Raw genomic sequence first — 22,859 nt, 5'->3', positions numbered from 1 at the left:
GGCCCCGGCCGGGCCGCAGCCGAGTTCCCGGCGGCTCCCGCGCACCCCGACGCCGTCCCGGCCGGCCCGGCGGGGTGGTCCGTGGCCGACCCGGTCCCGGCACATCGGATGCCCGTCGGCCGCGCACCGACGACCGCCGGGTCGCGCGCGCCGCCGCGCGGCTGACCCGCCCGCGTCGCCGCCGTCTCGCGAACCGCACCACCGCGCCCGTCCGCCCGGCCCGGTCGCACCCCCGCGCCCGTCCGCCCGGCCCGGTCGCACCCCCGCGCCCGCCCGGCGACGCGCGGAGCCCGCTTCCCGCATCCACCCTCCGTGAGGTGCCGACCATGGACATCGTTCTCCACCAGCTCCTCGTCGAGGTGCCGCTGGCCGCCGCCATCTGGTCGGTGCTGCTCGTGGTGGCGCTCGGCGTGCTCACCGCCCTGGTCGCCCGCCCACAGCGGGACCGGTCGGCGGTCGACCCCGCCCCGCCCGCCGTAGACCTGGCCAGCGAGGAGGCCACCGACCTGCGCCGGTACGCCGAGGAGGTGGGGGTGGCCGCCGCCGGCGCCGCCCAGACCGCCCGCCGCCGGCGCGAGGCGTGGCTGACCGCCCAGGACGCCCTCGATCGGGCCTGGCAGGCGTACGACGAGGCGGAGGCCGCCGCACGCCGCTTCTCCGGCGTGGGGGTGCTGCCGGCGCCGCGCACCCCCCGAACCCCCGCCGAGTACGCCGCCCGGGAGCGCCGGCTGCACCACGCCGCGACGGCCGCCCACCTGCGCGGCGACTTGTCCATCCGGCAGCTCTGCGACGTCTTCGCGCACCGGAACGGCTGGGACCCCCGGCTGCACCCGGTCCAGCAGGAGGTCGTGCTGGCCCGGGCGGTGCGGGACGGGAAGCAGGCCGGCCACCGGGCGGCGGCGGCCCGGGAGCGGGCCGCCTGGCGTGCCGCCGAGCTGGCCGCCGAGGCCGCCCGGGCACTGGCCGCCGAGGCGTACTGCGCCGCGGAGCGGGCCCGCCCCGTCCGGGTGCCCGCGCCCCGGGCCGCGACGGCGGCGGCTCGCCGCACCGCCCCGGCCGCCCGCTGGCGCCCGGCCCGGGTCGGCTGACCCGACCCCCGTTCCCCGACCCGCCCCGGCGGGCCGCGACGCTGCCCCGACTTTCTTCATGACGCCGGTCACACACCCCGGGTAAACGGGCAGTCGACCCATCGGGGCGGGTCCACCGACATAACCCGCCGACGATCGATACTGATCGTCCGGTTGTCGCCCCAGGGCACCTGGAATGCCCGTAATCCCATTGAGACACGTCAGTTCCCAATGGGTCGCAGGAAAGCTGATCGGAGAGGGTTTAAGCAGGTGGGAAGGGCTTGGCAGGGCCTCGGCCGGCCAGTAATGTCGGCCCGTCCGGTGCGGTACCCGATCGCAAGAGGCGACGCCGCGCCGACCCGCTCAATCGTGACCATCACGAACCGGGGACCCAGTGCACGTGTGGGGTGAATCCGCGGGCCACGGCCCGTGGTAGGGCGATCTTCCCGCCCGAATCCGTCAGCTAACCCGGTAGGCGGTGTCGGAAGGAGTGCCATCCTCGTGCAGCGCGACCCCATCCCTCGGTTGTTCCTCCACCGCGGCGCCGTGGTGCCCGCGTCCGTCGCCCCCGGGCTGACGAACTGACCGGCGCACCCGCCCGTACGCCCGGCTGACCGGGCATCTTCCCAGAGCGGACCCCACCGGCCGTGGGCGTCTCGTCCGCGCCATCGTGCGACGACGCATGCCCAGGTGCCCCGCTCTCCGCCCCATCCCCGTGGAGGAACACGTGAACCACCATGTCAAGCGGCAGCTGCGACGGCTCGCCACCGAGCGCCCGTACCAGGTCGTCGCCGGCTCGGCCGCGGCGCTCCTGCTGGCCTCCGGCACCGGTGCGCTGCTGGCCGGCGTCGACGACACCCCCACCCCGCGGCAGACCACCAACGCCGCCGTCGCCGAGATCGCACCCCGCCTCGACAGCGCGGCCAGCCGCGCCCAGGCCCGGGCCGGCGCGACCGCGTCCTCCAGCGCCTCGCCGTCGCCGAGCGCCACCACGGCCGCGCCGAACCCCGATCTGACCACCAGGGCGGCCCCGAAGCAGACCACGGCGAAGCCGGCCACCCCGAAGCCGCCGTCGTCGAAGGTCCTCGACTACGCCTACCAGGCGCAGACCACCTACTACTACTGCGGCCCTGCGGCGGTGCGCAACGCGCTCTCCGCCACCGGCGTCGGGAGTACCCAGGACGGGCTGGCCAGCCGCCTCGGCACCACCGAGATGGGCACCAACTCGGCCGAGGACACCACCCGGGTGCTCAACGCGATGGTCAAGGGCGACCCGTACCGGACCCGGATGATCCCGGGCGGCGCCGCCACCGGGGCCCAGATCGACCGGCTCAAGGCCGACGTGGTGGAGGCGGTCGGCGCCGGGCGCGGCGTCGTGGTGAACATCGCCGGCAGCGCCACCGACGTCGACGGCGGCTGGCACTCCTTCCCCGGCGGCCACTACATCGCCGTCGTGGGCTACCGCAACGAAGGCCGCACCGTGCGGATCGCCGACTCGGCCGACCCGGCCGCCTCGGCGTACTGGATCAGCACCACGGCCCTGGCGCACTGGGCGGCGACCAGGGGCTACTCGGCCTGATCACCCTTTCCCCCACCGGGCCCCGGCTCTCCCCGTGAGCCGGGGCCCGGTGGCGTCCCGGCAGAGGTTCGCGTCAGCTCCGGCCTCGACCCTGACGCAAACCTCTTGATCACCGCGGGAAGCGGGAGGGGGCGGGGGAGAGCGGGGTTGGGCGGGGGGTGGGTGGGGTCCAGGTCGGGTTCAGTTCGTGGCGGGCCGCCGTCAGGAACGCCTCGGCGTACTGCTGGGCGGGGAAGTCGCCCAGGTAGCGGGAGCGGGTGGCCCAGCGGGCTGTTGCCCGGGGGTCGGTGTCGAGCAGGTGGTCGAGCACCTCGTCGAGGTTGGCCGCGTCGCGCCGCAGCACGTAGCCCGAGCCGGCCAGGGGGAACCGCTCGACGAACCGGTCGCCGTCGCCGCCCATGTCCGTGACCGCGTACGGCTTGCCGGAGTAGAGGTAGTCGGAGATCACCCCGGAGACGTCCGAGAGCAGCGCGTCGGAGCGGTTCACGCAGTCGACCAGGGACATCTCCCGGCTGGCCGCAGCGCCCCAGACGTGCTGCCGGCCGGTGCGGGCCCGGTCCGCGGCGAGCAGCTCCGTGAGCCGGGCGAGCTGCCGCGCCGACGCCGGGTTCTGCCCGGTGTACGGATGGGCGCGCAGGATCACCGTCGCGCCCCGGGCCAGCAACCCCCGGACGATGGTCTCGCCCACCGGCAGGGAGCAGTAGTTCGCGTCGGCGTGGTGCCCGGTCCAGGTCGGGGTGTAGAGCACCGTCGGGTTCGGCAGGCCGGGGGCCGGCTCCCGGCGTACCTCGATCGACTCGACCTGCGGGCGGCCGACCACGACGAACTTCTCCGCCGGGATGTCCACCCCCGCGCGGGCGTACCGCTCGATCGCCGCCGGGCCGGCCACGAAGATCCGGTCGAAGATCGCCGAGACCGGGTTGGCGCTGGGCGCCTTGTCGCTGTCGCCGTGGTGGATCTGCACGTGGGTGAGCTGGGTGAACCGGATGCAGTGGCTGTTCTTCGCCCCGTGGTTGACGTAGAACGCGACCTTGAGACTCGGCACCAGCGCCTCGTCCATCGCCTTCAGGGTGGGGCAGTACACCACCGGGGCCGTGGTGGCCGCGGCGATCGGGGCGAGGAACTCCGGCTCCCGCACCATCACGAGGAAGGGCCGGCCGATCCGCTCCAGGTAGGGCAGCCACATGGTGACCTGGTACTCCGACCCCGGCGGGGCGGAGAAGTGCAGCAGGAACTCCGGCTGGTGCGCCCGCAGCGCCCGGGTCACCGCCCCGCCCCCGGTTCCCGGCCGGAACCGCCGGCGGGCCAGGTCCAGGGCCACCGCCCCGGCGCCCGCGCCGACGCCCAGCGCCAGCAGCAGGGCGACGTACGCCGGCAGCGCCGCCGCGGCGGCCAGCGCCACCGCGGCGAGCAGCACCAGCAGGGCGTCGCCCAGCCGGCCGGCGACCAGCGGGGCCCACGACCGGGTCGGGAGGTTGGCGGCCCGGATCTCCAGGTCCCCGGCCTGCCGCAGCGGACCCACCAGCAGCACCAGCCCCAGCAGCACCAGGGCCGTGGCGGCCAGCGCCGGGTCGAAGCCGGCGTCGAGCCGGCGGGCGTACCCGACCAGGATGCCGGCCGCGAGCAGCACCGACTCGGCTGTGCTGTCGGCGGCCGGCCGGACCCGGCGCTCCCAGCCGGCGGCGGCCAGGGCCGCCACTGCGAGCGCCAGCCCCCAGCCGGTCGCCCCGGTCAGCGCGAGGGCGAGGAACGCCAGCACCGCCAGGCCGGTGGTCGCCACCCGGGCGGTCAGCTTCCTGACCAGGTCACCACGCATGTCGTTCCCGCTTCTCCCGCCGGTCGCGGTGGCCGTCGTCGCTCAGCCGGCCGTGGCCGGGGTCGCCGTCGGGCCGCCCTGAGCGGGAACGCTCGCGGCGGGCCCCTCGCCCGGCGCCCGCCGGACGTCGATGACCTGTCCGGTCAGCTCGGAGATCAGCACGTCCAGCGAGGACTGGGCGACGGTCTCCGCGGCGAGCAGGGTGTGCTCCGGCTCCTCGCCGAACGCCTTGGTGCGCATCGGGGTGGCGGTGCGCTCCGGGTTGATGCAGTTGACCCGTACGCCGAACTCGGCCCACTCGTCGGACAGCGCCTGGGTCAGGTTGACCAGCGCGGCCTTGGTGGCCGAGTAGAGCGCGTAGCGGGCCCGGCCCCGGGTGTACGAGCTGGAGGTGTACAGCAGGAGCTGGCCCTTGGTCTGCTGCAGGTACGGCAGGGACTGCCGGGCGATGGTGACCGGGCCGACGAAGTTGACCTGCAGGACCCGGTCCATGGTCTCCTGGTCCATCTCCGCCAGCTCGCCCTTCTCCAGGATGCCGGCGGTGACCACCACGTGGTCGATGCGGCCGGTGGCCTCGAAGGCGGTCTTCAGCGCTGCCTCGACGTCGGCGGCCCGCTCGACGTGGGTGCCGGTGCTGGAGCGGCTGAACGGGAAGACCTGGGCACCGTAGCGGCGGGCCAGCTCGGTCAGCTCGTGGCCGATGCCGTAGCTGCCGCCGAAGACGACGACGGTCCGGCCGGTGAGCTCCTCGGTGTAGCCGCGGTGGTCGGTCAGCCGGGGGGCCTGCGCGGCGGCGAGCTGGAAGAGCTTGTCCGCGAGGTGCACGTCGACCGGGTGGGTGACCTTGATGTTCTCGTCCGAGCCGTCGATCACCTTGATCGGGGTGCCGGGCAGGTAGCGCAGCACCACGCCGCAGTCGTCGGTGGCGGCGAAGTTCGCGTCGCCCCCGGCGATCCGGTACGCCTCCCGGATGGTGCCCGAGCGGAACGCCTGCGGGGTCTGGCCCCGGCGCAGGGTGGAGCGGACCGGGATGTCGGTGATGCAGTCGTTCTCGTCGACCTGGATGATCGTGTCGGCCGAGGGGATCGCCACGTCGACCGCCGCGTAGGTCCAGAGCGCGTTCACGCACTCCCGGACGATCCGGCCGCTGAGCAGCGGGCGCACCGCGTCGTGGAAGAGGATGTTGACGTCGCCCTCGCCGACGGCGTCCAGGGCGATCCGGGTGGTCGCGTTGCGGGTGTCGCCGCCCTCGATGACCTTGCTGACCTTGCGGAAGCCGGCCTTGTCGACGATCTGCTGGGCGTCGGGGACGTGCCCGGCGGCCATCAGCACGATGATCTCGTCGATCTCGGGGGCCGCCTCGAAGACCGCCAGGGTGTGCTCGATGATCGGCTTGCCGGCGATCTTCAGGAGCTGCTTCGGGATGCCCAGGCCCAGTCGGGTCCCGGTGCCACCGGCCAGCACCACCGCCACCGTCCGCGAGGGCCGCCACGGCGCCGGGGTCTCCGGTGTGGCGTCCGGGCCAGTGGTGTGGTCCTGCGTCATTGCCGATCCTCACTCTCAGGGAATGCCAGAAACGATGGGTGACGGCCGTTTGGTGGCCCGGTGAACCATAACGCGTCCACCGCGTCGCCCTCAGGGACGACGCGGTGGGCCGACACCCGCACGACGCCGTACGGATGCCGGAAACCTACTTACCGTTGGAGAAGTCCTCGTACGCGCTCAGCACCTCGTCGGTCGGCCCGTCCATCCGCAGCTCGCCCGATTCCAGCCAGATCGTCCGTTCGCACGTGTCCCGGACCGAGGAGAGCTGGTGGCTGACCAGGAACACCGTGCCGGCGCCCTCCCGCAGCTCCCGGACCCGCTGCTCGCTGCGCTTGCGGAACCCCTTGTCGCCGGTGGCGAGGGCCTCGTCGATCAGCAGCACGTCGTGCTTCTTCGCCGCCGCGATGGAGAACCGCAGCCGGGCCGACATGCCCGAGGAGTACGTCCGCATCGGCAGGGAGGCGAAGTCGCCGCGCTGGTTGATCCCGGAGAACTCGATGATCTCCGGGGCCAGCCGCTGCACGTCGTCGGGGTGCATGCCCATGGCGAGGCAGCCCAGCGTGACGTTCCGCTCGCCGGACAGGTCGTTGAGCAGGGCGGCGTTGACGCCCAGCAGGGACGGCTGACCCTGGGTGTAGACCGCGCCCCGGTTCACCGGCAGCAGGCCGGCGATGGCCCGCAGCAGGGTGGACTTGCCGGAGCCGTTGCTGCCGATCAGCCCGACCGCCTCGCCCCGGTACGCGGTGAAGCTGACCCCCTTGACCGCGTGCACCTCGCGGATGTTCGGCGCCGAGGTGCGGGACGCGATCCGCTTCAGCGCGGCCACCGGGCTGGTGCCGCCGCTGGCGCCCTTGTGCACCCGGTAGATCACGTGCGCGTCGTCGACCACCACGGTCGGGATGCGCTCGGTGATCCTGGGCAGCGTCACGGTGACGTCGTTGGACGCCTCGTTGTGCTCAACCACGGCCGTACTCCTGTTCGCCCCGCCAGAAGTAGATGAAACCACCCACACCCATCACCACCGACCAGCCCACCGCGTACAGCCAGAGCTGGAGCATCGAGGAGTTGAGCAGCGGCGCCCCCTCCAGCAGCGCGTGCCGGGCCAGCTCGATGTAGACCAGCATCGGGTTCGCCTCGACCAGCCTGGTCGCCCAGCTCGGCAGGTTCTCCTCGAACAGCGCCACGTTGTAGAGGACGCCGGAGCCGTACATCCAGGTGCGCAGCAGGAACGGCATGACCTGCTTGAGGTCGGCGATCTTCGACCCCGCCCGGGCCACCGCCATGGTGAGCCCGGCGTTGAACAACGCCTGGAGCAGCACCACCGGCACCAGCAGCAGCCACTCGACGGTGAGCGGCTCGCCGGTCACCAGCACGATGCCGACGAGCACCACCAGCGAGGCCAGCAGCTGCTGGAACTGGGTGAGCATGACGGCCAGCGGCAGGCAGGCCCGGGGGAAGTGCAGCGCCCGGATCAGCCCCAGGTTGCCGGTGATCGACTGGGTGCCGTTCTGCACCGCGGTCTGGGTGAAGTTGAAGATGAACAGCCCGGCGGTCAGGTACGCGATGAAGTTCGGGATGCTGTTCTGCCTCAGCACCAGGCCGAAGATCAGGTAGTAGACCGCCGCGTTGGTCAGCGGGGTGAGCACCTGCCAGAGCTGCCCGAGCCGGGCGTTGCTGAACGAGGCGACCAGCTTGGCGTTGGAGTACGCGGCGATGAAGTGCCGGTACGTCCACAGGCGGCGGGTGTAGTCCGCCAGGGACGGCCGTTCGCCGGCGACCCGCAGCCCGTACCGGGCAGCCAGCTGCGCCTGGGTCAGGCCGGCGTCGGGGTCGGCCAGCGCGGTGTTGGCCATGGGATGGGCGCTCCGATCTGTTCGTACCAACGGGATGCGCGCGACGACGGATTCGAACGGGTCGAGCGTGGCCGGTGCGTGGAGCGCCACCTCGTCGCTGCGTGGAAGGTAGTCCATAAACACGTCGGGACGCAACCGTACCGTCGTTGCGGTACATTGTCCCACGTGACCGCCGAGAAGAGCCTCCCGTGACACCCGAGAAAGAGTCTGTCGTGAACACCGAGAAGAGGCGGGCGCCGGCCGGCGCGGCGGTGCTCCGGGGCGAGATCACCAGGGCCATCCGCCGCGCGCTGATGCAGGAGCTCGCCGCGGTCGGCTACGGCCGGCTCTCCATCGAGGCGGTCGCCCGGCGGGCCGGGGTCAGCAAGACGGCGATCTACCGGCGGTGGAGCTCGAAGCTGGAACTGGTCCTGGAGATCGTCGTCGCGGCGGCCGGCAGCAAGCTGCCGGCGCTGGACACCGGCACCCTGCGCGGCGACCTCGCCCTGCTGTTCAAGCTGGTCACCCACGCCCTGAGTCACCCGCTGGCCTCGCAGATCATCCCGGACCTGCTGGCCGAGGCGGCCCGCAACCCCGAGATCGACGAGACCCTCCAGGCGGTGCTGCGGGCCAAGCAGCAGGAGATCGGCGGGTCGCTGGTCGCCCGGGCCGTCCAGCGCGGCGAGCTGCCCGCCGGCACCGACCCGGGCGCGGCCGTGGACCTCGTCGTCGGGCCGCTCTACTGGCGGCTGGCGATCGCCCGGTCCACCCCGGCCCAGGCGTACCTCGACGCCCTGGTCGAGGCCGTGGCGATCGGCCTCGGCGCGGCCCCGGCCGTGCCCCGGCAGCGGGACGCGACCCCGCCGGCTGCCCACGCCTGAGCCGCCCCGCCCCGTCGCCGGCAGCCCTGGCGTGGTCAGCGCCCGGCGTCGGTCGGGAGCCGGGACACGATGTGCCGGGCGATCTCCAGTGAACTGGTCGCGGCGGGGGAGGGGGCGTTGAGCACGTGCACCTGCCGGTCCGCCTCGACGATCAGGAAGTCGTCGACCAGGCCGCCGTCGGGCAGGATCGCCTGGGCGCGCACCCCGGCGCCGGCCGGGACGATGTCCGCCGGGGCCAGCTCCGGCACCAGCCGGGCCAGGCTCGCGGCGAACTTCTTCTTCGACAGTGACCGGGCCACCTCGGTCAGGCCGTACCGGTAGTGCCGGCGGGCCAGCGCCCACAGCCCGCGGTAGGACAGCTCGTCCCAGACGTCGCGCGGGCTGACCCGGCCCCACGAGTAGCCCTCCCGGGCGGTGGCCAGCACGGCGTTCGGCCCGGCGTGCACGCTGCCGTCGATCATCTTGGTCAGGTGCACCCCGAGGAACGGGAACTGCGGGTCCGGCACCGGGTAGATCAGCCCTCGCACCAGGTCGCGCCGCTGCGGGGTCAGCTCGTAGTACTCGCCCCGGAACGGCACGATCCGCACGGGCGTGGGCACCCCGGCCAGCCGGGAGATCCGGTCGGCGTGCAGCCCCGCGCAGTTGATCAACACGTCGCCGACCACCTCGCCGTTGGTGGTGGCGACCACCACGCCGTCGGGCCGGTTGGTCACCCCGGTCACCTCGGTGCGGGTGCGCAGGTCCGCACCGGCGGCGGCGAGCAGCTCGGCCAGCTTGCGGCAGACCGCGCCGAAGTCGACGATGCCGGTCGAGGCGACGTGCAGCGCGGCCACGGCCGCCACGTGCGGCTCGTACTCGGCGACCTCGGCCGCCTCGATCAGCCGCACCGGCAGCCCGTTGGCGCTCGCCCGCTCGTGCAGGGCGTGCAGCCGGGGCAGCTCCGCCGGGTCGGTGGCGACGATCAACTTGCCGCAGATCTCGTACGACAGCCCGTGCGCGTCGCAGAACTCGACCATCGACGCGCTGCCGGCCTTGCACATGGTGGCCTTCAGGCTGCCCGGCTTGTAGTAGACGCCGGCGTGGATGACCCCCGAGTTGTGGCCGGTCTGGTGCGTCGCCCAGCCGGCCTCCTTCTCCAGCACGGTCACCGAGTCGCCGGGGCGGTCGGTCACCAGCCGGTGCGCCACCGCCAGGCCGACGATGCCGCCACCCACGACCACGAACCTTGTCATCTCATCTCCCCTGCCCGGCGCCGGCACAGATGGTAACGAAGTCGCCCGGCGCGCCCGATTCGCGTCCGACCCGCACAGGTGGCCTAGACTGCTGCGGGTCCAAATTTCTCGGGGAGTCACATGTCTGAGGTCATCGCGCTCGGTCAACCCACGGTCGGCGAGGCCGAACTCGCCGCAATCGCCGAGGTCTTCGCCTCCGGCTGGCTCGCGGGCTCCGGTCCCACCAGCCGCCGGTTCGAGGAGCGCTTCGCCGCCGCCGTCGGCACCCGGCACGCGCTCGCCACCAGCAACTGCGGTTCGGCGCTGCACCTGGCGCTGCTCACCCTCGGGGTCAAACCCGGCGACGAGGTGGTCGTCGCCGACTACACGTTCCCCGCCACCGGCCACTCGGTGATGTGGGCCGGCGCGAAGCCGGTCTTCGCCGACGTCCGGCCGGACATCTGGACCGTCGACCCGGCCGCGGTCGAGGCGGCGATCACCCCGCGCACCGTCGGCATCATCGCCGTCGACGCCTTCGGCCAGCCCGCCGACTACGACGAGCTGCGCGCCGTCGCCGACAAGCACGGGCTGTTCCTGGTCGAGGACGCCGCCTGCGCGGCCGGCGCGACCTACAAGGGGCGCCCCGCCGGCAGCCTGGCCGACGCGGCGACCTTCAGCTTCCACGGCCGCAAGGGGATCACCGCCGGCGAGGGCGGGGCGTACGTCACCGACCGCGACGACCTCGCCGCGCACGCCCGCAAGCTGCACACCTACGGGGTGGAGGGCGCGCTCACCCGCGCCGAGCTGTCCCACCTGCCGATCCCGACCTTCACCGAGCTGGGCTACAACTACCGGCTCTCCGACGTGGCCGCGGCGATCATGATCGCCCAGCTCGACCGGCTGCCGGACCTGCTGGCCGCGAAGCGGCGCTCCGCCGCGCGCTACGGCGAGCTGCTCAAGGACCACGAGCTGATCACCACCCCGTACGAGGCCCCGGACCGCGAGCACCCCTGGCAGTCGTACGTGGTCACCCTCGACCCCTCGGTGGACCGGGGCGCGGTCGCCCTCCAGTTGCGCCAGCGCGGCGTGCAGTGCACCTTCGGCACGTACGCCTCGCACATGCAGCCGCTCTACGGCCAGACCGACCCGTGCCCCGTGTCGGCGGACCTGTTCGCCCGGCACCTGGCCATCCCGATGCACGCCAACCTCACCGACGCCCAGGTCGAGACCGTCGCCGCCACCCTGGTCGACGTCGTCACCACCGCGGCCACCGGCCGCTGATCCCCCCAGGAAGGACACTGTCCGCCATGTCGAAGCAGACCGTCTTCATCACCGGAGGCGCGGGCTTCATCGGCCTGCACGTGGTGCCGTTGTTGCTGGAGAAGGGCTACCGGGTCCGCATCTTCGACAACATGTTCCGGGGTGACCGGGGCCGCGTCGCGGAGCTGGTGGCCACCGGCGACGTCGAGCTGATCGACCAGGACGTCCGCTACGGCGGCGCCGTGCACGCGGCCATGAAGGGCTGCGAGTACGTCATCCACCTGGCCGCCGTCTCGATCAACAAGAGCCAGGCCGACCCGCACGAGTCGATCGACATCAACATGGTCGGCAACCACAACGTCTTCGCCGCCGCTGCCGACCACGGCGTGAAGCGGCTCGTGTTCGCCTCCTCCGCCTCGGTGTACGGCGACCCGCAGAAGCTGCCGATGCACGAGGACGACCGGCTCGACCCGCTCACCCCGTACTGCATCTCGAAGCGGGCCGGCGAGGACCTGCTCGCCTTCTACCAGCGCAGCAAGGGCCTCAACTGGATCGCCCTGCGCTTCTTCAACGTCTACGGCCCCGGCCAGAAGCCGACCGCGTACTACACCTCGGTGATCAACCACTTCGTGAAGCGGCTCAAGAACGGCGAGCCGCCGGTCATCGACGGCAAGGGCGAGCAGTCGATGGACTTCATCCACGTCCACGACATCGCCCGTTCGGTGGTCGCGGCGATGGAGGCCGAGCAGGGCAACGTGCCGGTCAACATCGGCACCGGCATCGACACCTCCGTCGCCACCCTCGCCGAGATTCTGATCAAGGCGGTCGGGGTGGACGTGGAGCCGCAGTTCAACCCGCGCGAGGTGCTGGTCAGCCGCCGGGCGGCGGACATCACCCGGGCCCGTGAGGTGCTCGGCTGGGAGCCGACCATCGCCGTCGGGGACGGGATGACCGACCTGATCAAGACCGAGGTGGCGTGACCCAGCCGCCGTCCGCCGGGGGCCCGTCGTCGCACGGGCTCCCGGCGAACCCGTACAACCCGCACGCCTGGGTGATCGGCGAGCCGGAGATCGGCGCCGGGACGTGGATCGGCGCGTTCACCGTCATCGACGGCTCTGGCGGGCTGACCATCGGCGCGGGCTGCGACATCAGTTGCGGCGCGCAGATCTACACCCACTCCACCGCCCGGCGTTGCGTGTCGGGCCGGGCCCATGCTTCCGTGGACCGGGCGCCGGTGCGCATCGGCGACCGCGTCTTCGTCGGGGCGAACGCGACCGTGATGATGGGTGTCACCATCGGTGATGGCGCGGTCATCGGCGCTGGCGCGGTGGTCACAAGGAATGTCCCACCCGGTGCGGTCGTGGCGGGGGTGCCGGCCCGGGTGGTCTCCACAGTCGAGCTGGACGGGTCCGATGTCCGGTTCGTTCCGGTTACGGATAGCTAGGAGTTCCGGTCCGTGCGAATCGCAGTGGTCAACAACTTCTTCCCGCCCCGGCCGGGAGGCAGCTCTCACCTGTCCGAGTCGCTGGCCATCGGCTACGCGGCGGCCGGGCACGAGGTGCTGGTACTGACGGCCGCCTACCAGGACGCGCCGGCCGAGGAACACCGCGACGGCCTGCGCATCGTCCGACTGCCCGCCTGGATGCTGCCCCAGACCAGGCTCGCGGTGAGCTTCGACATCTCGTTCACCAGCCGCCCCACCATCCTGCGCCGGGTGCGGCAGATCCTCGACGAGTTCCGCCCCGACGTGATCCACCAGCACGGGCAGTTCTTCGATCTGACCTGGGCCAGCGCGATGTACTCCCGCAAGCGGCGGGTGCCGGCGCTGCTGTCCATCCACACCCGGCTGGAGAATCCGCAGGCCCGCTACGCCAAGGTGTTCCGCGGCCTGGACGCCACCATGGTCAAGCCGTTCATGCGCCGGTCGAAGCCGCGGCTGGTGGTGATGGACGTGCTCATGCAGGAGTACATCGAGCAGCGCTACCAGGGCGCGTACTCCGGGCTGGTCCCGATCCCGGTCGGGGTGGACCCGGACTGGGTGCTCGGCGGCAACGGCCAGCGGGTCCGGGAGAGGCACGGCCTGGGCAACGCCCCGGTGATCCTGTCGGTGGGCCACGTCATCCCGCTGCGCGACCGGATCGCCCTGGTCGAGGCGCTGCCGAAGGTGCTGGCGGCGGTCCCGGACACGAAGCTCGTCGTCGCCGGGCACGTCTACTACGGGATGTTCCAGGAGCGGGCGAAGTCGCTCGGCGTCGACCACGCGGTCGTCGCCGTCGGCAAGGTCGCCAAGGCCGAGATCCCGGACTACCTGGCCGCGGCGACCGTGGAGTCCCACGAGCAGGGGATCGGCCTCGGCACCGCCACCCTGGAGGCGATGGCCGCCGGGGTGCCGGTGGTCGCGCCGGCCCGGGAGGACAACTTCCCCGGCATCGCGCTGCGGGACGGGGAGAACGTGCTGCTCTGCCGTCCGGGCGACGTCGAGGGCCTGGCCGACCGGCTGGTGGCCGCGCTCACCGACCCCGCGCTGGCCAAGCAGGTCGGCGTCAACGGGCAGGCGCTGATCCGGGACCGGTTCAGCCTGGACCGGGTGCTCGAGCGGCACCTCGACGTGCTCACCGAGATGGCGGCGAACCGCCGCCGCTGACCGCGTACGCGAAAGGGCCCGCCGGTTCCCCGGCGGGCCCTTCTTCGTCGGTCTGCGTGGCCGTGGGCGGCTCAGCGGGGGGCGGGGTCGCCGGCCTGCTGCTCCTGGACGCCGGTGCGGGGGGCGGGGGCGACGGGCGTGGCGCCCGGGACCCGCCCGGCGACGGCCGGCGCGGCCGTGGAGTCCGCCTCGCCGGTGACCCGGCGGACCTGGCGCATCCCGGAGAGCGCGGCGATGCCCGCGGCGAGCAGGTCGGCGACGGTGAAGATCAGCCGGGAGGCCAGCGCGATGCCGGTGGCGGCGCCGATCCCGCCCGCGGAGGTCAGGAACGGCGCCATCGTGGCGACGAGGACCGCCTCGCGCACGCCGAGCCCGGACGGGGAGAGGAACGCGAACATCCCGACCGTCATGGCGATGGCGAACGACCCGATGCTGCGCAGCAGGCCGCCGAGGCCGGGTGCCGCCTGCGCGTTGGCCAGCAGCCACAGGTGCACGCCGAACATGGTGTAGCCGAGGGCGCTCCAGCCGACCACCCGCAGCACCCCGGGCAGGGTGAGCTTGTGGTGCAGCGGTTCCCGGCGCAGGACCTTGAGGACGAGCTGGATGAGCCGGGTCAGCACCGCCGGGATCGCGCAGATCAGAGCGATCGGGAAGAGGATGGCGACGATCCAGAGCGCGACCCGGACCGGCTCGGCGTACTCCGAGTCGGTCGCCGTGGTCGCGTCGAGCAGGGCGGGGAGGCTGAGCAGGCCGACGCCGAGCGCGGCGACGACGCCGAGGCCGAGGGCCACCAGGGTGGCCAGGAAGGCCCGCGCCCGGGGCAGCCCGGCCCGCCGGCCCAGCTCCATCTGGAGCACGTACGCCCAGACGCTGCCGGGGATGTACTTGCCGAGCTGGCCCACCATGCAGATCCGCAGCGCGGCCGGGACGGAGACCTTGTGCTCCAGGTCCTCGGCGGCGGCCCGCCAGGCCATCGAGTTGGCGAACATGCCGGCCAGCACCGCTAGTACGGCCAGCAGCACCGACGACCAGGCCAGGCCCAGCCAGGTCTGCCGGACGTCCGGCCACTGGTTGACGACGCTCCAGATCATGCCGGCCGCGATGGCGGCGATCACCACGAACCGGACGCCCAGTGACAGCCACCGGGACGCGCCTTTGGTCGGGGCGGCCTGCTCGGCCGGGGGATCTGCGCTCTCTACCTGCGTCGCGGTCTCTGCCACGGCGTTCCTGCCTCCGCGTCGCGTCCACCCGTAGGGGCGGATGGGGACAACAATCGGCCGAGACTAGCGCAGGAGAGGAGATACCAGGAACCCGGTCGTCCGGTGAGTCGGTGACGTTACGTTCCGGTCTCCCGAGTGTCGGGATTCTCCACGCGCCGATCCTGATGTGCCCGGGATCTCCCACGCTGCTACGGTCGGTTCGCCATCCCATACCTCAAGGAGAGCTCCTGTGATCCCGATTTCCGTCGTCAAGCTCGACGAGGCGGCCGAACAGTTGGCGGTCGAGGTGATCCGTTCGGGCATCATCGCGCAGGGGCCGATGGTGGCCCGCCTGGAGCGTGAGTTCGCCGACCTGGTCGGCGTCGAGCACGCGGTCGCGGTCAACAACGGCACCACCGCCCTGGTCGCCGCGCTCCAGGTGCTCGACCTCGAGCCGGGGGACGAGGTCGTCACCAGCCCGTTCACCTTCGTCGCGACGCTCAACGCGATCCTTGAGGCGGGGGCCACCGCGCGCTTCGCGGACATCCGCGAGGACGACTTCTGCGTGGACCCGGAGGCGCTGGCCGCCGCCGTCGGCCCGCGCACGAAGGTGCTCATGCCCGTGCACCTGTACGGCCAGCCGGCCGACATGGACGCGATCCTCCCGCTCGCCCAGCGGCACGGCCTCGGCCTCGTCGAGGACACCGCGCAGTCGTTGGGCGCCACCGTCGCCGGTCGGGGCGCGGGCAGCTTCGGGCTCGGCACCTTCTCGCTGTACGCCACCAAGAACCTCACCACCGGTGAGGGCGGCATGATCACCACCAACGACGCCAACCTCGCCGACCGGCTGCGGGTGCTGCGCAACCAGGGCATGCGGCAGCGCTACCAGTACGAGGTCGCCGGCCACAACTACCGGCTCACCGACCTGCAGGCGGCGCTGGGCATCCCGCAGCTCGCCGCGTACGGCGACAACGTCAAGCGGCGCAAGGACAACGCGGCCCGGCTCACGGCCGGCCTCGCCGACGTCCCCGGCCTGCGGCTGCCCACCGAGCTGCCCGGCCGGTCGCACGTCTGGCACCAGTACACGGTGCTGGTCACCGACGAGGCCCCGGTGACCCGGGACGAGGTGATCACCCGGCTGACCGAGCGCGGCATCGGCTGCGGCATCTACTACCCGAAGACGGTCTACGACTACGACTGCTACCGGGAACACCCCCGGGTGGTCGCCGACCCGGCCCCGGTGACCGACCGGGTGGTCCGGCAGTGCGTCTCCCTCCCGGTGCACCAGCACCTGTCCGACAGCGACCTCGACCAGGTGGTCGAGGGCGTCCGCGCGGCGGTGGGCGCGTGACCGCCCCGCTGCGCCTGGCCCTCGTCGGCACCGGCGTGATGGGCTCCCTGCACGCCCGCGTGATCGCCCAGTCCGAGCGCTGCGAACTCGCCCGGGTGATCGAGCCCCGCCGCTCGGTCGGCCGGCAGGTCGCCGAGCGGTACGGCGCCGACTGGGCGCCGGACGTCGACGACCTCACCGGGATCGACGCGGTCGTCATCGCGGCCCCCACCGAGTTCCACCACGGCCTGGCCGGCCGGGTGCTGGCGGCGGACAAACCGCTGCTGATCGAGAAGCCGGTCTGCGGCAGCCTCGACGAGACCGAGGACATCGTCGCCACCTCCGACAAGCGCGGCGTCCCGCTGCTCTGCGGCCTGCTGGAGCGGTTCAACCCGGCCGTGCAGACCGCGCTCGCGCTGGTCGACCGCCCGGTGCACCTCACCGCCACCCGGCACTCCCCGTACGCCCCGCGGATCCGCACCGGGGTGGCCTGGGACCTGCTGATCCACGACGTCGACCTGGCCATCCAGGCGTTCGGCGGCGAGGAGCCGGCGACCGTGCAGGGCACCTTCGGGAACTTCCACCCGGACTCGCTGGCCGACGCCGAGGACGTGGCGGAGACGGTGCTCAGCTTCGGCAGCGGCGCATTGGCCAACGTCTCGGCCAGCCGGATCGGCCAGCGCAAGGTCCGCACGCTGGTGATCAGCGAGGTCGACCGGCTGATCGAGGCCGACCTGCTCCGCAAGGACGTGACGATCTACCGGCACGTCTCCTCGGACGCGGCGACTCCGGACGGTCGCGGCTACCGGCAGCAGAGCATCATCGAGGTGCCCGAGCTGATCACCAACCGGGAGCCGCTCGCCGCCCAGCTCGACCACTTCCTGGACATCCTCGCCGGCACCGCCGATGCCGACGCCGAGCGTCAGCGGATCCTCCCGGCGCACCGCGTGGTCGGCCGGCTCTTCGCCGACAACGGGCGCTGACCAGCGCCACCCGCACGAGGAACGGGCGGGGCGAGCATCGGCTCGCCCCGCCCGTTCGTGTCGCCCGGTGCCGGCGGTCAGCTCGCGGTGGGGCAGGCCCGGCCCGCGTCGGTGACCCGGTAGATCTTGACCGCGCCGAACTCCTGCGCCAGGGTCAGCTTGTCGCTGGCCGCCAGCCGCTGGCGATCGTAGTGTCTCCCCCAGGTGCCGGGAATCCGCCGGGAGCCGACGACCACGTAACCGATGTCGAACCGGCGCACCTCGCAGCCGGCCGGGACGGCATCCTTGTTGTCCACCAGCCAGCCCCAGGCGGCCCAGCGCTGGTCGTAGTTCTCCGTCGGCAGGCCGGGCAGCGGTGGGATGCCGAACAGCAGCGGCGTCCCGTAGTCGGCGTACGACCAGCTCATGAACTCGCTGTGCCGGTCGTAGGCGACCGTGGCGCCGGGCGGGGTGTGCTCGGCCAGCCACTCGAACGCCTGCACGTAGGACTCGCCCACCGGGGCCCGGCTCTTGAACGCCCCCCGCACCGGCTGCCAGCTCGACGGCGCCGCGGCGAGCCCGAGCAGCGTCAGCACCAGCACGGACGCGGCGACAGCCGCCGGCACGCCGGACTCGCGCAGCGCCGCGGCCCGGGAGACCAGCCGGCTCGCCAGCCACCGCACCGCGAGCCCGACGACCACCGCGCCGGCGACCGCGAGCAGCCCGTAGACCGGGAAGATCATCGAACGGACCCGCTCGCGGACGCCGTACCAGAGGCTGGACAGGGTCATCGCGGCCCCGGAGTCCGAGGCGGTGGTCCAGATCCCGATCGCGGTGAACACCAGCCCCGCCACCAGCCACGGCCGGGCCCAGCGCAGCGGTCGTATCCCCAGGCAGAGCACGGACAGCAGCAGGCAGGGGATGGTGAGCCATAGCCCGACCTGGATCGTCGGCACGTCGAGCTGGAAGTCCTTGCCGCCGACGGGGGGGTAGCCGAACAGCAGGTACCGCTGCGGGTCGCTGACCCAGTACTCGAACGAATCGCCCCACCTGCCGAGCAGCGCGGGCTGGTTGGACAGCCGCTCACCGTTGGCGCCGGCCAGCACGCCGAGCAGCGGGACCAGCGGCACCAGCCCGGCGACGACCATCGCGCCGGCCGCCGCCGCGGCGTGCTTCAGCCGGAGCCGGCCGCGCAGCCACACCAGCATGCCGAGGGCGAGCACCGCGATGAACAGCACGTCGTACGTGTGTGTCATGACGATGCCGGCGCCGGCCAGGCCGGCCAGCAGCCCCAGCCGCACCGGGTGCGCGCCGCGCACCGCGAGCGCGATCAGCAGCGCGATCCCGCCGGCCAGGCAGGGGGCGGTCTGCTCGGTGATCCGGCCGGTGATCACCGCCATCCACATCGGGCCGAGCACCGCCGGGGCGGCCGCCGCACAGGCCGCCACCACCGGCCGGCCGCCGAACGCCCGAACGGCGGCGTACACGCCGGCGACCAGCGCCAACGGGCCGACCAGGATCGACCAGGCGGTCAGCACGGTGCTCAGCTTCCCGCCGGACAGTTCGGCGGCCTGAGCCCAGGAGACGTTCGCGGCGAGCGGGTAGAACGAGCAGGACAGCTCGACGTCGGTCGCGCCGCTGGTGCAGGCGGAGGAGATCAGCACGCTGCCGCTGTCCATGATCCGCCGGCTCAGGAACCCGTGGTTCATCGCGTCCCAGCCGGGGGGAGCGATCAGGCGGCCGAGCAGCAGCCACCCGAACGACACGCTGATCACCGCCGGCACCCCGACGCCCACCAGGTCGTGCCAGTGCGGCCACACCGGTGCGAGCCGCAGGCGGGCCCGCAGCGGCGGCCGGCGCCCCTCGTCGTCGGCGTCGACCAGGCCCCGGGGGACCAGCCGGGAGACCAGGACGGCCAGGCCGGCGAGGACCACCTCGGCGACCAGCACCGCCAGGGCGCTGTCCGGCAGGCCGAGCTTCGGCAGCCAGGTCATGGCCAGGGTGGTGAGCCCGAGGGTGAGGGCCGGTGCGGTCGCCCACACCGCCCACCGGTAGCGGCCCGGTGGCAGCGCGAAGCCGAGCAGCGCGCCGGGCACGGCGACGACTGCGAAGGCGATCAGGGTGGTCAAACCGTGGATCCTTTCGGGGAACGCAGGGCTCGCGGTATCAACCTGCCGTCGCGGGGGACGCGCGGCGAGACTCTTGCGTGAGCGGCCGGACCAGTATAGGAACGTCGGCCCGGGACTGTTGCCCGCGCCGCGGCCGGCGCGTCGTCGCGTTCGGGCCGATGACCGCGTCGGTGCGGGAGCGGGTGCGGACGAGCACGGATGCGCCAATCGGATAGGGAGCGGACACTCGGGAGGAACCGTCCCGGGGGCGGTGGCACCCGAGCAATACCGGCGCGTTCCCTCGCGTTAAGGTCACACCCAACGCGGGACGGGACGCCACAGGTGGCACCGGAGTCATCGGTGGGTGGCGTCCGGGGACGGCACGAGGCCGACCGATCCGCCTGCCGCGTCCCCGGCCGGATCGGAAGAGCACCCCCGGCGGTCCGCCGCAGTCGGCCGTCCCATCCGGCACGATTGGTGTCGGGACCGTGCCGGCAGCCGCCGGTGGAGCCAGTTGTCGATCTTTGTAGGGAGCGTACTCGTTGTTCGGCAAGTTGATGGGACCGGCGGGAACCGCCGCCCGAGGCGCGCTGCTACTCCTGTTCTATCTGGCCATGCTCGGGGCTGCGGTGTTCGGCCAGGCGGTGGTGTTCGCGGTCGTCGGCCTCGTCGCGGTGCTCGGCGAGTACGCCGTCGCCCGCTGGTGGACGTCCACCGACATCCTGCTGGAGAAGGTCGGCCTCGGCCTCGGCTACCGGCAGCTGGCCCGGGACCTCTCGGTCGTGCTGCTGGTGGCCGCCACGGTGGACCTCACCGCGGTGCAGCTCACCCTGGTCCTGCTGCTCCCGGCGGTGGTCTGGATGATCTCGGTCTTCGCCGGGGCGCTGAACACGATGATCGACCGGCGTAACCCGCTCTCCGCGCTGGTACGCAACATCGAACTCGGCCCCATGCGCTCGGCCCCGCACCCGCCGGAGTGGGCGTCCGGGGTCGCCGGTGAGCGGCTCGCCATGGTCAACGTGCTGCTGGTGCCGGCGGCGGTGCTCTCGGCGGTGTGGGACGACGCCGCGCCGGTGCTGGCCGGTGGCGCCGCCGCCGTGCTCTCCGCGGCGGTGGCCGGCGGCATCGTCGCGGTGACCTGGCTGCGTGGCCGGGGCACCGGCCAGAGCCCGCTGCTGCCCGCCGTGCAGCGCTGGCTGGACACCTACCGCCCGGAGGTGGCCGTCTACTTCGCCGGCCCGGCCAAGGACGTCTACCAGGCCAACATGTGGCTCGCCCCGACCGAGGCCCTGGAACGGCCGGCGGTGGTGCTGATGCGCAACCGGGAGGCGTTCGGAGAGCTAGCCGACACCCGGCTGCCGGTGATCTGCGTGCCGGCCGGTGTCGACTTCATGAACCTGGAGCTGGGCAGCGTCCGGGCGGCGCTGTACGCGGCCAACGTCGGCGCCAACATCCACATGCTCCGCGACCCGGGCATGAAGCACGTCTTCGTCGGGCACGGCGACAGCGACAAGCAGGCCAGCGTCAACCCGTACAGCAAGGTGTACGACGAGGTGTGGGTGGCCGGCCTCGCCGGGCGGGAGCGGTACGCCCGGGCCGGCGTCGGGGTGCTCGACGCCGACATCGTGGAGGTCGGCCGACCCCAGCTCGCCGGCGTGCACACCTTCGGCGCGGAGTCGGTCGACCGGCCGTTCACCGTGCTCTACGCCCCGACCTGGGAGGGCTGGCTCGACGACGACGTGTACCACACCTCGCTGGTGCTGATGGGGGAGCGGATCGTCAAGGGGCTGCTGGCGGCCCGGCCGGGGGTTCGGCTGATCTACAAGCCGCACCCGCTGACCGGCACCCGGGCCAAGGAGGCCCGCTCGGTGCACGAGCGGGTGGTGGAGGCGATCCGCGCCGCAGGGGGCGACACCGACGCGACCTCGCTGGACGGCACCGCCCACCTCGTGGTCACCGGCCGCACCCCGGCCCTGTTCGACTGCTTCAACCAGACCGACCTGCTGATCAGCGACATCTCCAGCGTGGTCTCGGACTTCGTGCAGAGCCAGCGCCCGTACGTGGTGGCCAACCCGAGCGGGCTGCCGGAGGACGATTTCCGGCGCAACTTCCCCACCTCGCGGGGGGCGTACCTGCTCTCGAAGGACTGCGGCGAGCTGGAGAAGATCGTGGCCCTGACCCGGGCCGGCGACGACCCGATGACCGAGGCCCGCCGTGACCTGAAGATCTACCTGCTCGGCCCCGACGAGCCGAACTCGATGGAGCGGTTCCGGCAGGAGATCGGCCGGCTCTGCGGCTGACCCGCCCGTGGCACGGCGAAAGGGGGACGGCGGAAGCCGTCCCCCTTTCGCCGTGTCGACCGTCAGGCGCGGTGCGGCGGGTTGTCCACGTCGCGGGAGACGACCTCGCCCTTGGCGTCCACCCAGCCCTTCGGACGGGCGGGATTGCCGGCGACCAGCTGGTACGGCGCGACGTCCCGGGTGACCACCGAACCGGCGGCGACCATCGCGTACTCGCCGACCTCGATCCCGCAGACCAGGGTGGCGTTCGCGCCGATCGACGCGCCCCGGCGCACGAGCGTCGGGGTGATGGTCCAGTCCGGGTTCTGCGCCCGGGGGCGGAAGTCGTTGGTGAACACGGCGCACGGGCCGACGAAGACCTCGTCCTCGATGGTCACGCCCTGGTAGACCGAGACGTTGTTCTGGATCTTCACGAGGTCGCCGACGGTGACGCCGGCGTCGACGTACACGTTGCGACCGATCACGCAGCCGGCGCCGACCCTGGCGCTGGACCGGACGTGGGCCAGGTGCCAGACCTTGGTGCCGTCGCCCACCTGGGCACCCTCCTCCACGTCGGCGCTGGGGTGGACGAAGACGTCGGGTCGGTCGGTGGTGTCAGTCATGGCTGCTCGCATCGCTCGGGGCGCCGTCGCGCCGGCGGGTGGACGCGTCGGGACGGCGGCGGGTGCCGGCCGCCCGCGCGGATCGGACTGCCGCAGCACGCCGGCGGGCTGCGGTCACCCCGGCCGGCGAGCGGACTCGGGTGAGCATAGCGATCCCTCAGCGGAGCAGTCGCGCCACCGCGTCGGCGGCCGGGACGTCCGCCGGCAGCGGGTGGGCCGCGGCCACGGCGGCCACCGGCAGCGCCCCGTACAGGTGCGGGAACGGTGCCCCGCCCCGGGACGGCTCCCAGCGCAGCGCCGCGCCGAGCGCCGCCGGGTCCACCGCGAGCAGGGTGAGCCCGGTGGCACCGGCGAAGTGCCGCCGGGCCGTCTCGACGAGCTGGTCGGCGGCGGAGAAGTGGATGAACCCGTCCTGGCGGTCCACCGCCGAGCCGGCGAAGTGCCCGGCGTCCCGGGCGGCGTCCCACTCGGTCGTGGTCAGCAGCTTGTAGATCACCCCGGCAGCCTACGGCGACCGCGGCCC

At 72.9% G+C, this 22,859-nt stretch carries 19 protein-coding genes and 1 riboswitch; of the genes, 10 read left to right on the top strand and 9 right to left on the bottom strand.

Going from position 1 to position 22,859, the window contains the following annotated elements; all coding sequences use genetic code 11:
* Positions 1-326: 326 nt before the first annotated feature.
* Complete coding sequence (locus tag ABT023_RS25350) at positions 327-1,088, top strand: hypothetical protein (RefSeq protein ID WP_350888892.1); 762 nt, start codon at positions 327-329, stop codon at positions 1,086-1,088.
* Between the two features lie 329 nt (positions 1,089-1,417).
* A riboswitch (cyclic di-AMP (ydaO/yuaA leader) is annotated at positions 1,418-1,560 on the top strand.
* A gap of 222 nt (positions 1,561-1,782) precedes the next feature.
* A complete protein-coding gene (locus tag ABT023_RS25345; protein WP_350888891.1) occupies positions 1,783-2,646 on the top strand; it encodes a C39 family peptidase in 864 nt (287 codons plus the stop codon).
* A 109-nt stretch (positions 2,647-2,755) separates the two neighbouring features.
* Here the strand turns inward: ABT023_RS25345 and ABT023_RS25340 are convergent, their stop codons facing one another.
* From ABT023_RS25340 to ABT023_RS25325, 4 genes are all read right to left on the bottom strand, one after another.
* Positions 2,756-4,462: a CDP-glycerol glycerophosphotransferase family protein gene (locus ABT023_RS25340; protein WP_350888890.1), complete on the bottom strand. Its 1,707-nt coding sequence runs from the start codon at positions 4,460-4,462 to the stop codon at positions 2,756-2,758.
* Positions 4,463-4,504: 42 nt separating this feature from the next.
* A complete protein-coding gene (locus ABT023_RS25335; RefSeq protein ID WP_350888889.1) occupies positions 4,505-6,007 on the bottom strand; it encodes a D-ribitol-5-phosphate cytidylyltransferase in 1,503 nt (500 codons plus the stop codon).
* A 145-nt stretch (positions 6,008-6,152) separates the two neighbouring features.
* Positions 6,153-6,971, bottom strand: a complete 819-nt coding sequence (locus ABT023_RS25330; RefSeq protein ID WP_350888888.1) for an ABC transporter ATP-binding protein — start codon at positions 6,969-6,971, stop codon at positions 6,153-6,155.
* A complete protein-coding gene (locus ABT023_RS25325; protein ID WP_350888895.1) occupies positions 6,964-7,860 on the bottom strand; it encodes an ABC transporter permease in 897 nt (298 codons plus the stop codon). The genes ABT023_RS25330 and ABT023_RS25325 overlap by 8 nt, the downstream gene beginning before the upstream one ends.
* Before the next feature lie 251 nt (positions 7,861-8,111).
* Here ABT023_RS25325 and ABT023_RS25320 point away from each other — a divergent pair, with 251 nt between their 5' ends.
* Entirely contained in the window at positions 8,112-8,720 is a 609-nt protein-coding gene (locus tag ABT023_RS25320; protein ID WP_350888894.1) for a TetR/AcrR family transcriptional regulator, read from the top strand.
* Between the two features lie 35 nt (positions 8,721-8,755).
* On the opposite strand, the gene lhgD is transcribed toward ABT023_RS25320, so the two are convergent.
* Positions 8,756-9,952, bottom strand: a complete 1,197-nt coding sequence (gene lhgD / locus ABT023_RS25315; RefSeq protein WP_350888887.1) for an L-2-hydroxyglutarate dehydrogenase — start codon at positions 9,950-9,952, stop codon at positions 8,756-8,758.
* A gap of 120 nt (positions 9,953-10,072) precedes the next feature.
* On the opposite strand from lhgD, the gene ABT023_RS25310 reads away from it, so the two are divergent.
* The 4 genes from ABT023_RS25310 (at position 10,073) to ABT023_RS25295 (ending at position 13,835) form a co-directional block, all read left to right on the top strand.
* Positions 10,073-11,212, top strand: coding sequence for a DegT/DnrJ/EryC1/StrS family aminotransferase (locus tag ABT023_RS25310; protein WP_350888886.1), 1,140 nt, complete (start codon positions 10,073-10,075; stop codon positions 11,210-11,212).
* Positions 11,213-11,238: 26 nt separating this feature from the next.
* A complete protein-coding gene (locus ABT023_RS25305; protein ID WP_350888885.1) occupies positions 11,239-12,171 on the top strand; it encodes an NAD-dependent epimerase/dehydratase family protein in 933 nt (310 codons plus the stop codon).
* Positions 12,172-12,242: 71 nt separating this feature from the next.
* Positions 12,243-12,635, top strand: a complete 393-nt coding sequence (locus tag ABT023_RS25300; RefSeq protein WP_350888884.1) for an acyltransferase — start codon at positions 12,243-12,245, stop codon at positions 12,633-12,635.
* A 12-nt stretch (positions 12,636-12,647) separates the two neighbouring features.
* Complete coding sequence (locus tag ABT023_RS25295; protein WP_350888883.1) at positions 12,648-13,835, top strand: glycosyltransferase family 4 protein; 1,188 nt, start codon at positions 12,648-12,650, stop codon at positions 13,833-13,835.
* 71 nt (positions 13,836-13,906) lie between these two features.
* On the opposite strand, the gene ABT023_RS25290 is transcribed toward ABT023_RS25295, so the two are convergent.
* Positions 13,907-15,055 carry a lysylphosphatidylglycerol synthase transmembrane domain-containing protein gene (locus tag ABT023_RS25290; RefSeq protein ID WP_350888882.1) on the bottom strand — a complete coding sequence of 383 codons (1,149 nt, stop codon included), beginning with the start codon at positions 15,053-15,055 and terminating at the stop codon, positions 13,907-13,909.
* Positions 15,056-15,284: 229 nt separating this feature from the next.
* Between ABT023_RS25290 and ABT023_RS25285 the strand changes: the two genes are divergently transcribed.
* The gene (locus ABT023_RS25285; RefSeq protein ID WP_350888881.1) at positions 15,285-16,385 is read left to right on the top strand and encodes a DegT/DnrJ/EryC1/StrS family aminotransferase; all 1,101 of its coding nucleotides are present in this window, start codon (positions 15,285-15,287) and stop codon (positions 16,383-16,385) included.
* Complete coding sequence (locus ABT023_RS25280; protein ID WP_350888880.1) at positions 16,382-17,347, top strand: Gfo/Idh/MocA family protein; 966 nt, start codon at positions 16,382-16,384, stop codon at positions 17,345-17,347. The genes ABT023_RS25285 and ABT023_RS25280 overlap by 4 nt, the downstream gene beginning before the upstream one ends.
* A 77-nt stretch (positions 17,348-17,424) precedes the next feature.
* On the opposite strand, the gene ABT023_RS25275 is transcribed toward ABT023_RS25280, so the two are convergent.
* Positions 17,425-19,455 (bottom strand): DUF6541 family protein, encoded by a 2,031-nt coding sequence (locus ABT023_RS25275; RefSeq protein ID WP_350888879.1) that lies wholly within the window; start codon positions 19,453-19,455, stop codon positions 17,425-17,427.
* 521 nt (positions 19,456-19,976) lie between these two features.
* Here ABT023_RS25275 and ABT023_RS25270 point away from each other — a divergent pair.
* Positions 19,977-21,734, top strand: coding sequence for a CDP-glycerol glycerophosphotransferase family protein (locus ABT023_RS25270; protein WP_350888878.1), 1,758 nt, complete (start codon positions 19,977-19,979; stop codon positions 21,732-21,734).
* Positions 21,735-21,796: 62 nt separating this feature from the next.
* Here ABT023_RS25270 and ABT023_RS25265 read toward each other — a convergent pair whose 3' ends face one another.
* On the bottom strand, positions 21,797-22,336 hold the full coding sequence (locus ABT023_RS25265; RefSeq protein ID WP_350888877.1) for an acyltransferase: 540 nt from the start codon (positions 22,334-22,336) through the stop codon (positions 21,797-21,799).
* Between the two features lie 157 nt (positions 22,337-22,493).
* Entirely contained in the window at positions 22,494-22,832 is a 339-nt protein-coding gene (locus ABT023_RS25260) for a DUF952 domain-containing protein (RefSeq protein ID WP_350888876.1), read from the bottom strand.
* Positions 22,833-22,859 lie beyond the last annotated feature (27 nt).

Origin of the sequence: Micromonospora sp. NPDC002296, from assembly GCF_040296145.1 — a bacterium.
Lineage (GTDB): Bacteria > Actinomycetota > Actinomycetes > Mycobacteriales > Micromonosporaceae > Micromonospora.
The sequence above is the reverse complement of the archived record's forward strand: the minus strand, read 5'-3'. Positions and strand labels throughout refer to the sequence as shown.

What these genes read in the sequence shown, in the direction of transcription:
- ABT023_RS25350 (WP_350888892.1), top strand. Translation starts at nt 327, where the DNA reads ATGGACATCGTTCTCCACCAGCTCCTCGTCGAGGTGCCGCTGGCCGCC.
- ABT023_RS25340 (WP_350888890.1), bottom strand. Translation starts at nt 4,462, where the DNA reads ATGCGTGGTGACCTGGTCAGGAAGCTGACCGCCCGGGTGGCGACCACC.
- ABT023_RS25335 (WP_350888889.1), bottom strand. Translation starts at nt 6,007, where the DNA reads ATGACGCAGGACCACACCACTGGCCCGGACGCCACACCGGAGACCCCG.
- ABT023_RS25325 (WP_350888895.1), bottom strand. Translation starts at nt 7,860, where the DNA reads ATGGCCAACACCGCGCTGGCCGACCCCGACGCCGGCCTGACCCAGGCG.
- lhgD (WP_350888887.1), bottom strand. Translation starts at nt 9,952, where the DNA reads ATGACAAGGTTCGTGGTCGTGGGTGGCGGCATCGTCGGCCTGGCGGTG.
- ABT023_RS25310 (WP_350888886.1), top strand. Translation starts at nt 10,073, where the DNA reads ATGTCTGAGGTCATCGCGCTCGGTCAACCCACGGTCGGCGAGGCCGAA.
- ABT023_RS25305 (WP_350888885.1), top strand. Translation starts at nt 11,239, where the DNA reads ATGTCGAAGCAGACCGTCTTCATCACCGGAGGCGCGGGCTTCATCGGC.
- ABT023_RS25265 (WP_350888877.1), bottom strand. Translation starts at nt 22,336, where the DNA reads ATGACTGACACCACCGACCGACCCGACGTCTTCGTCCACCCCAGCGCC.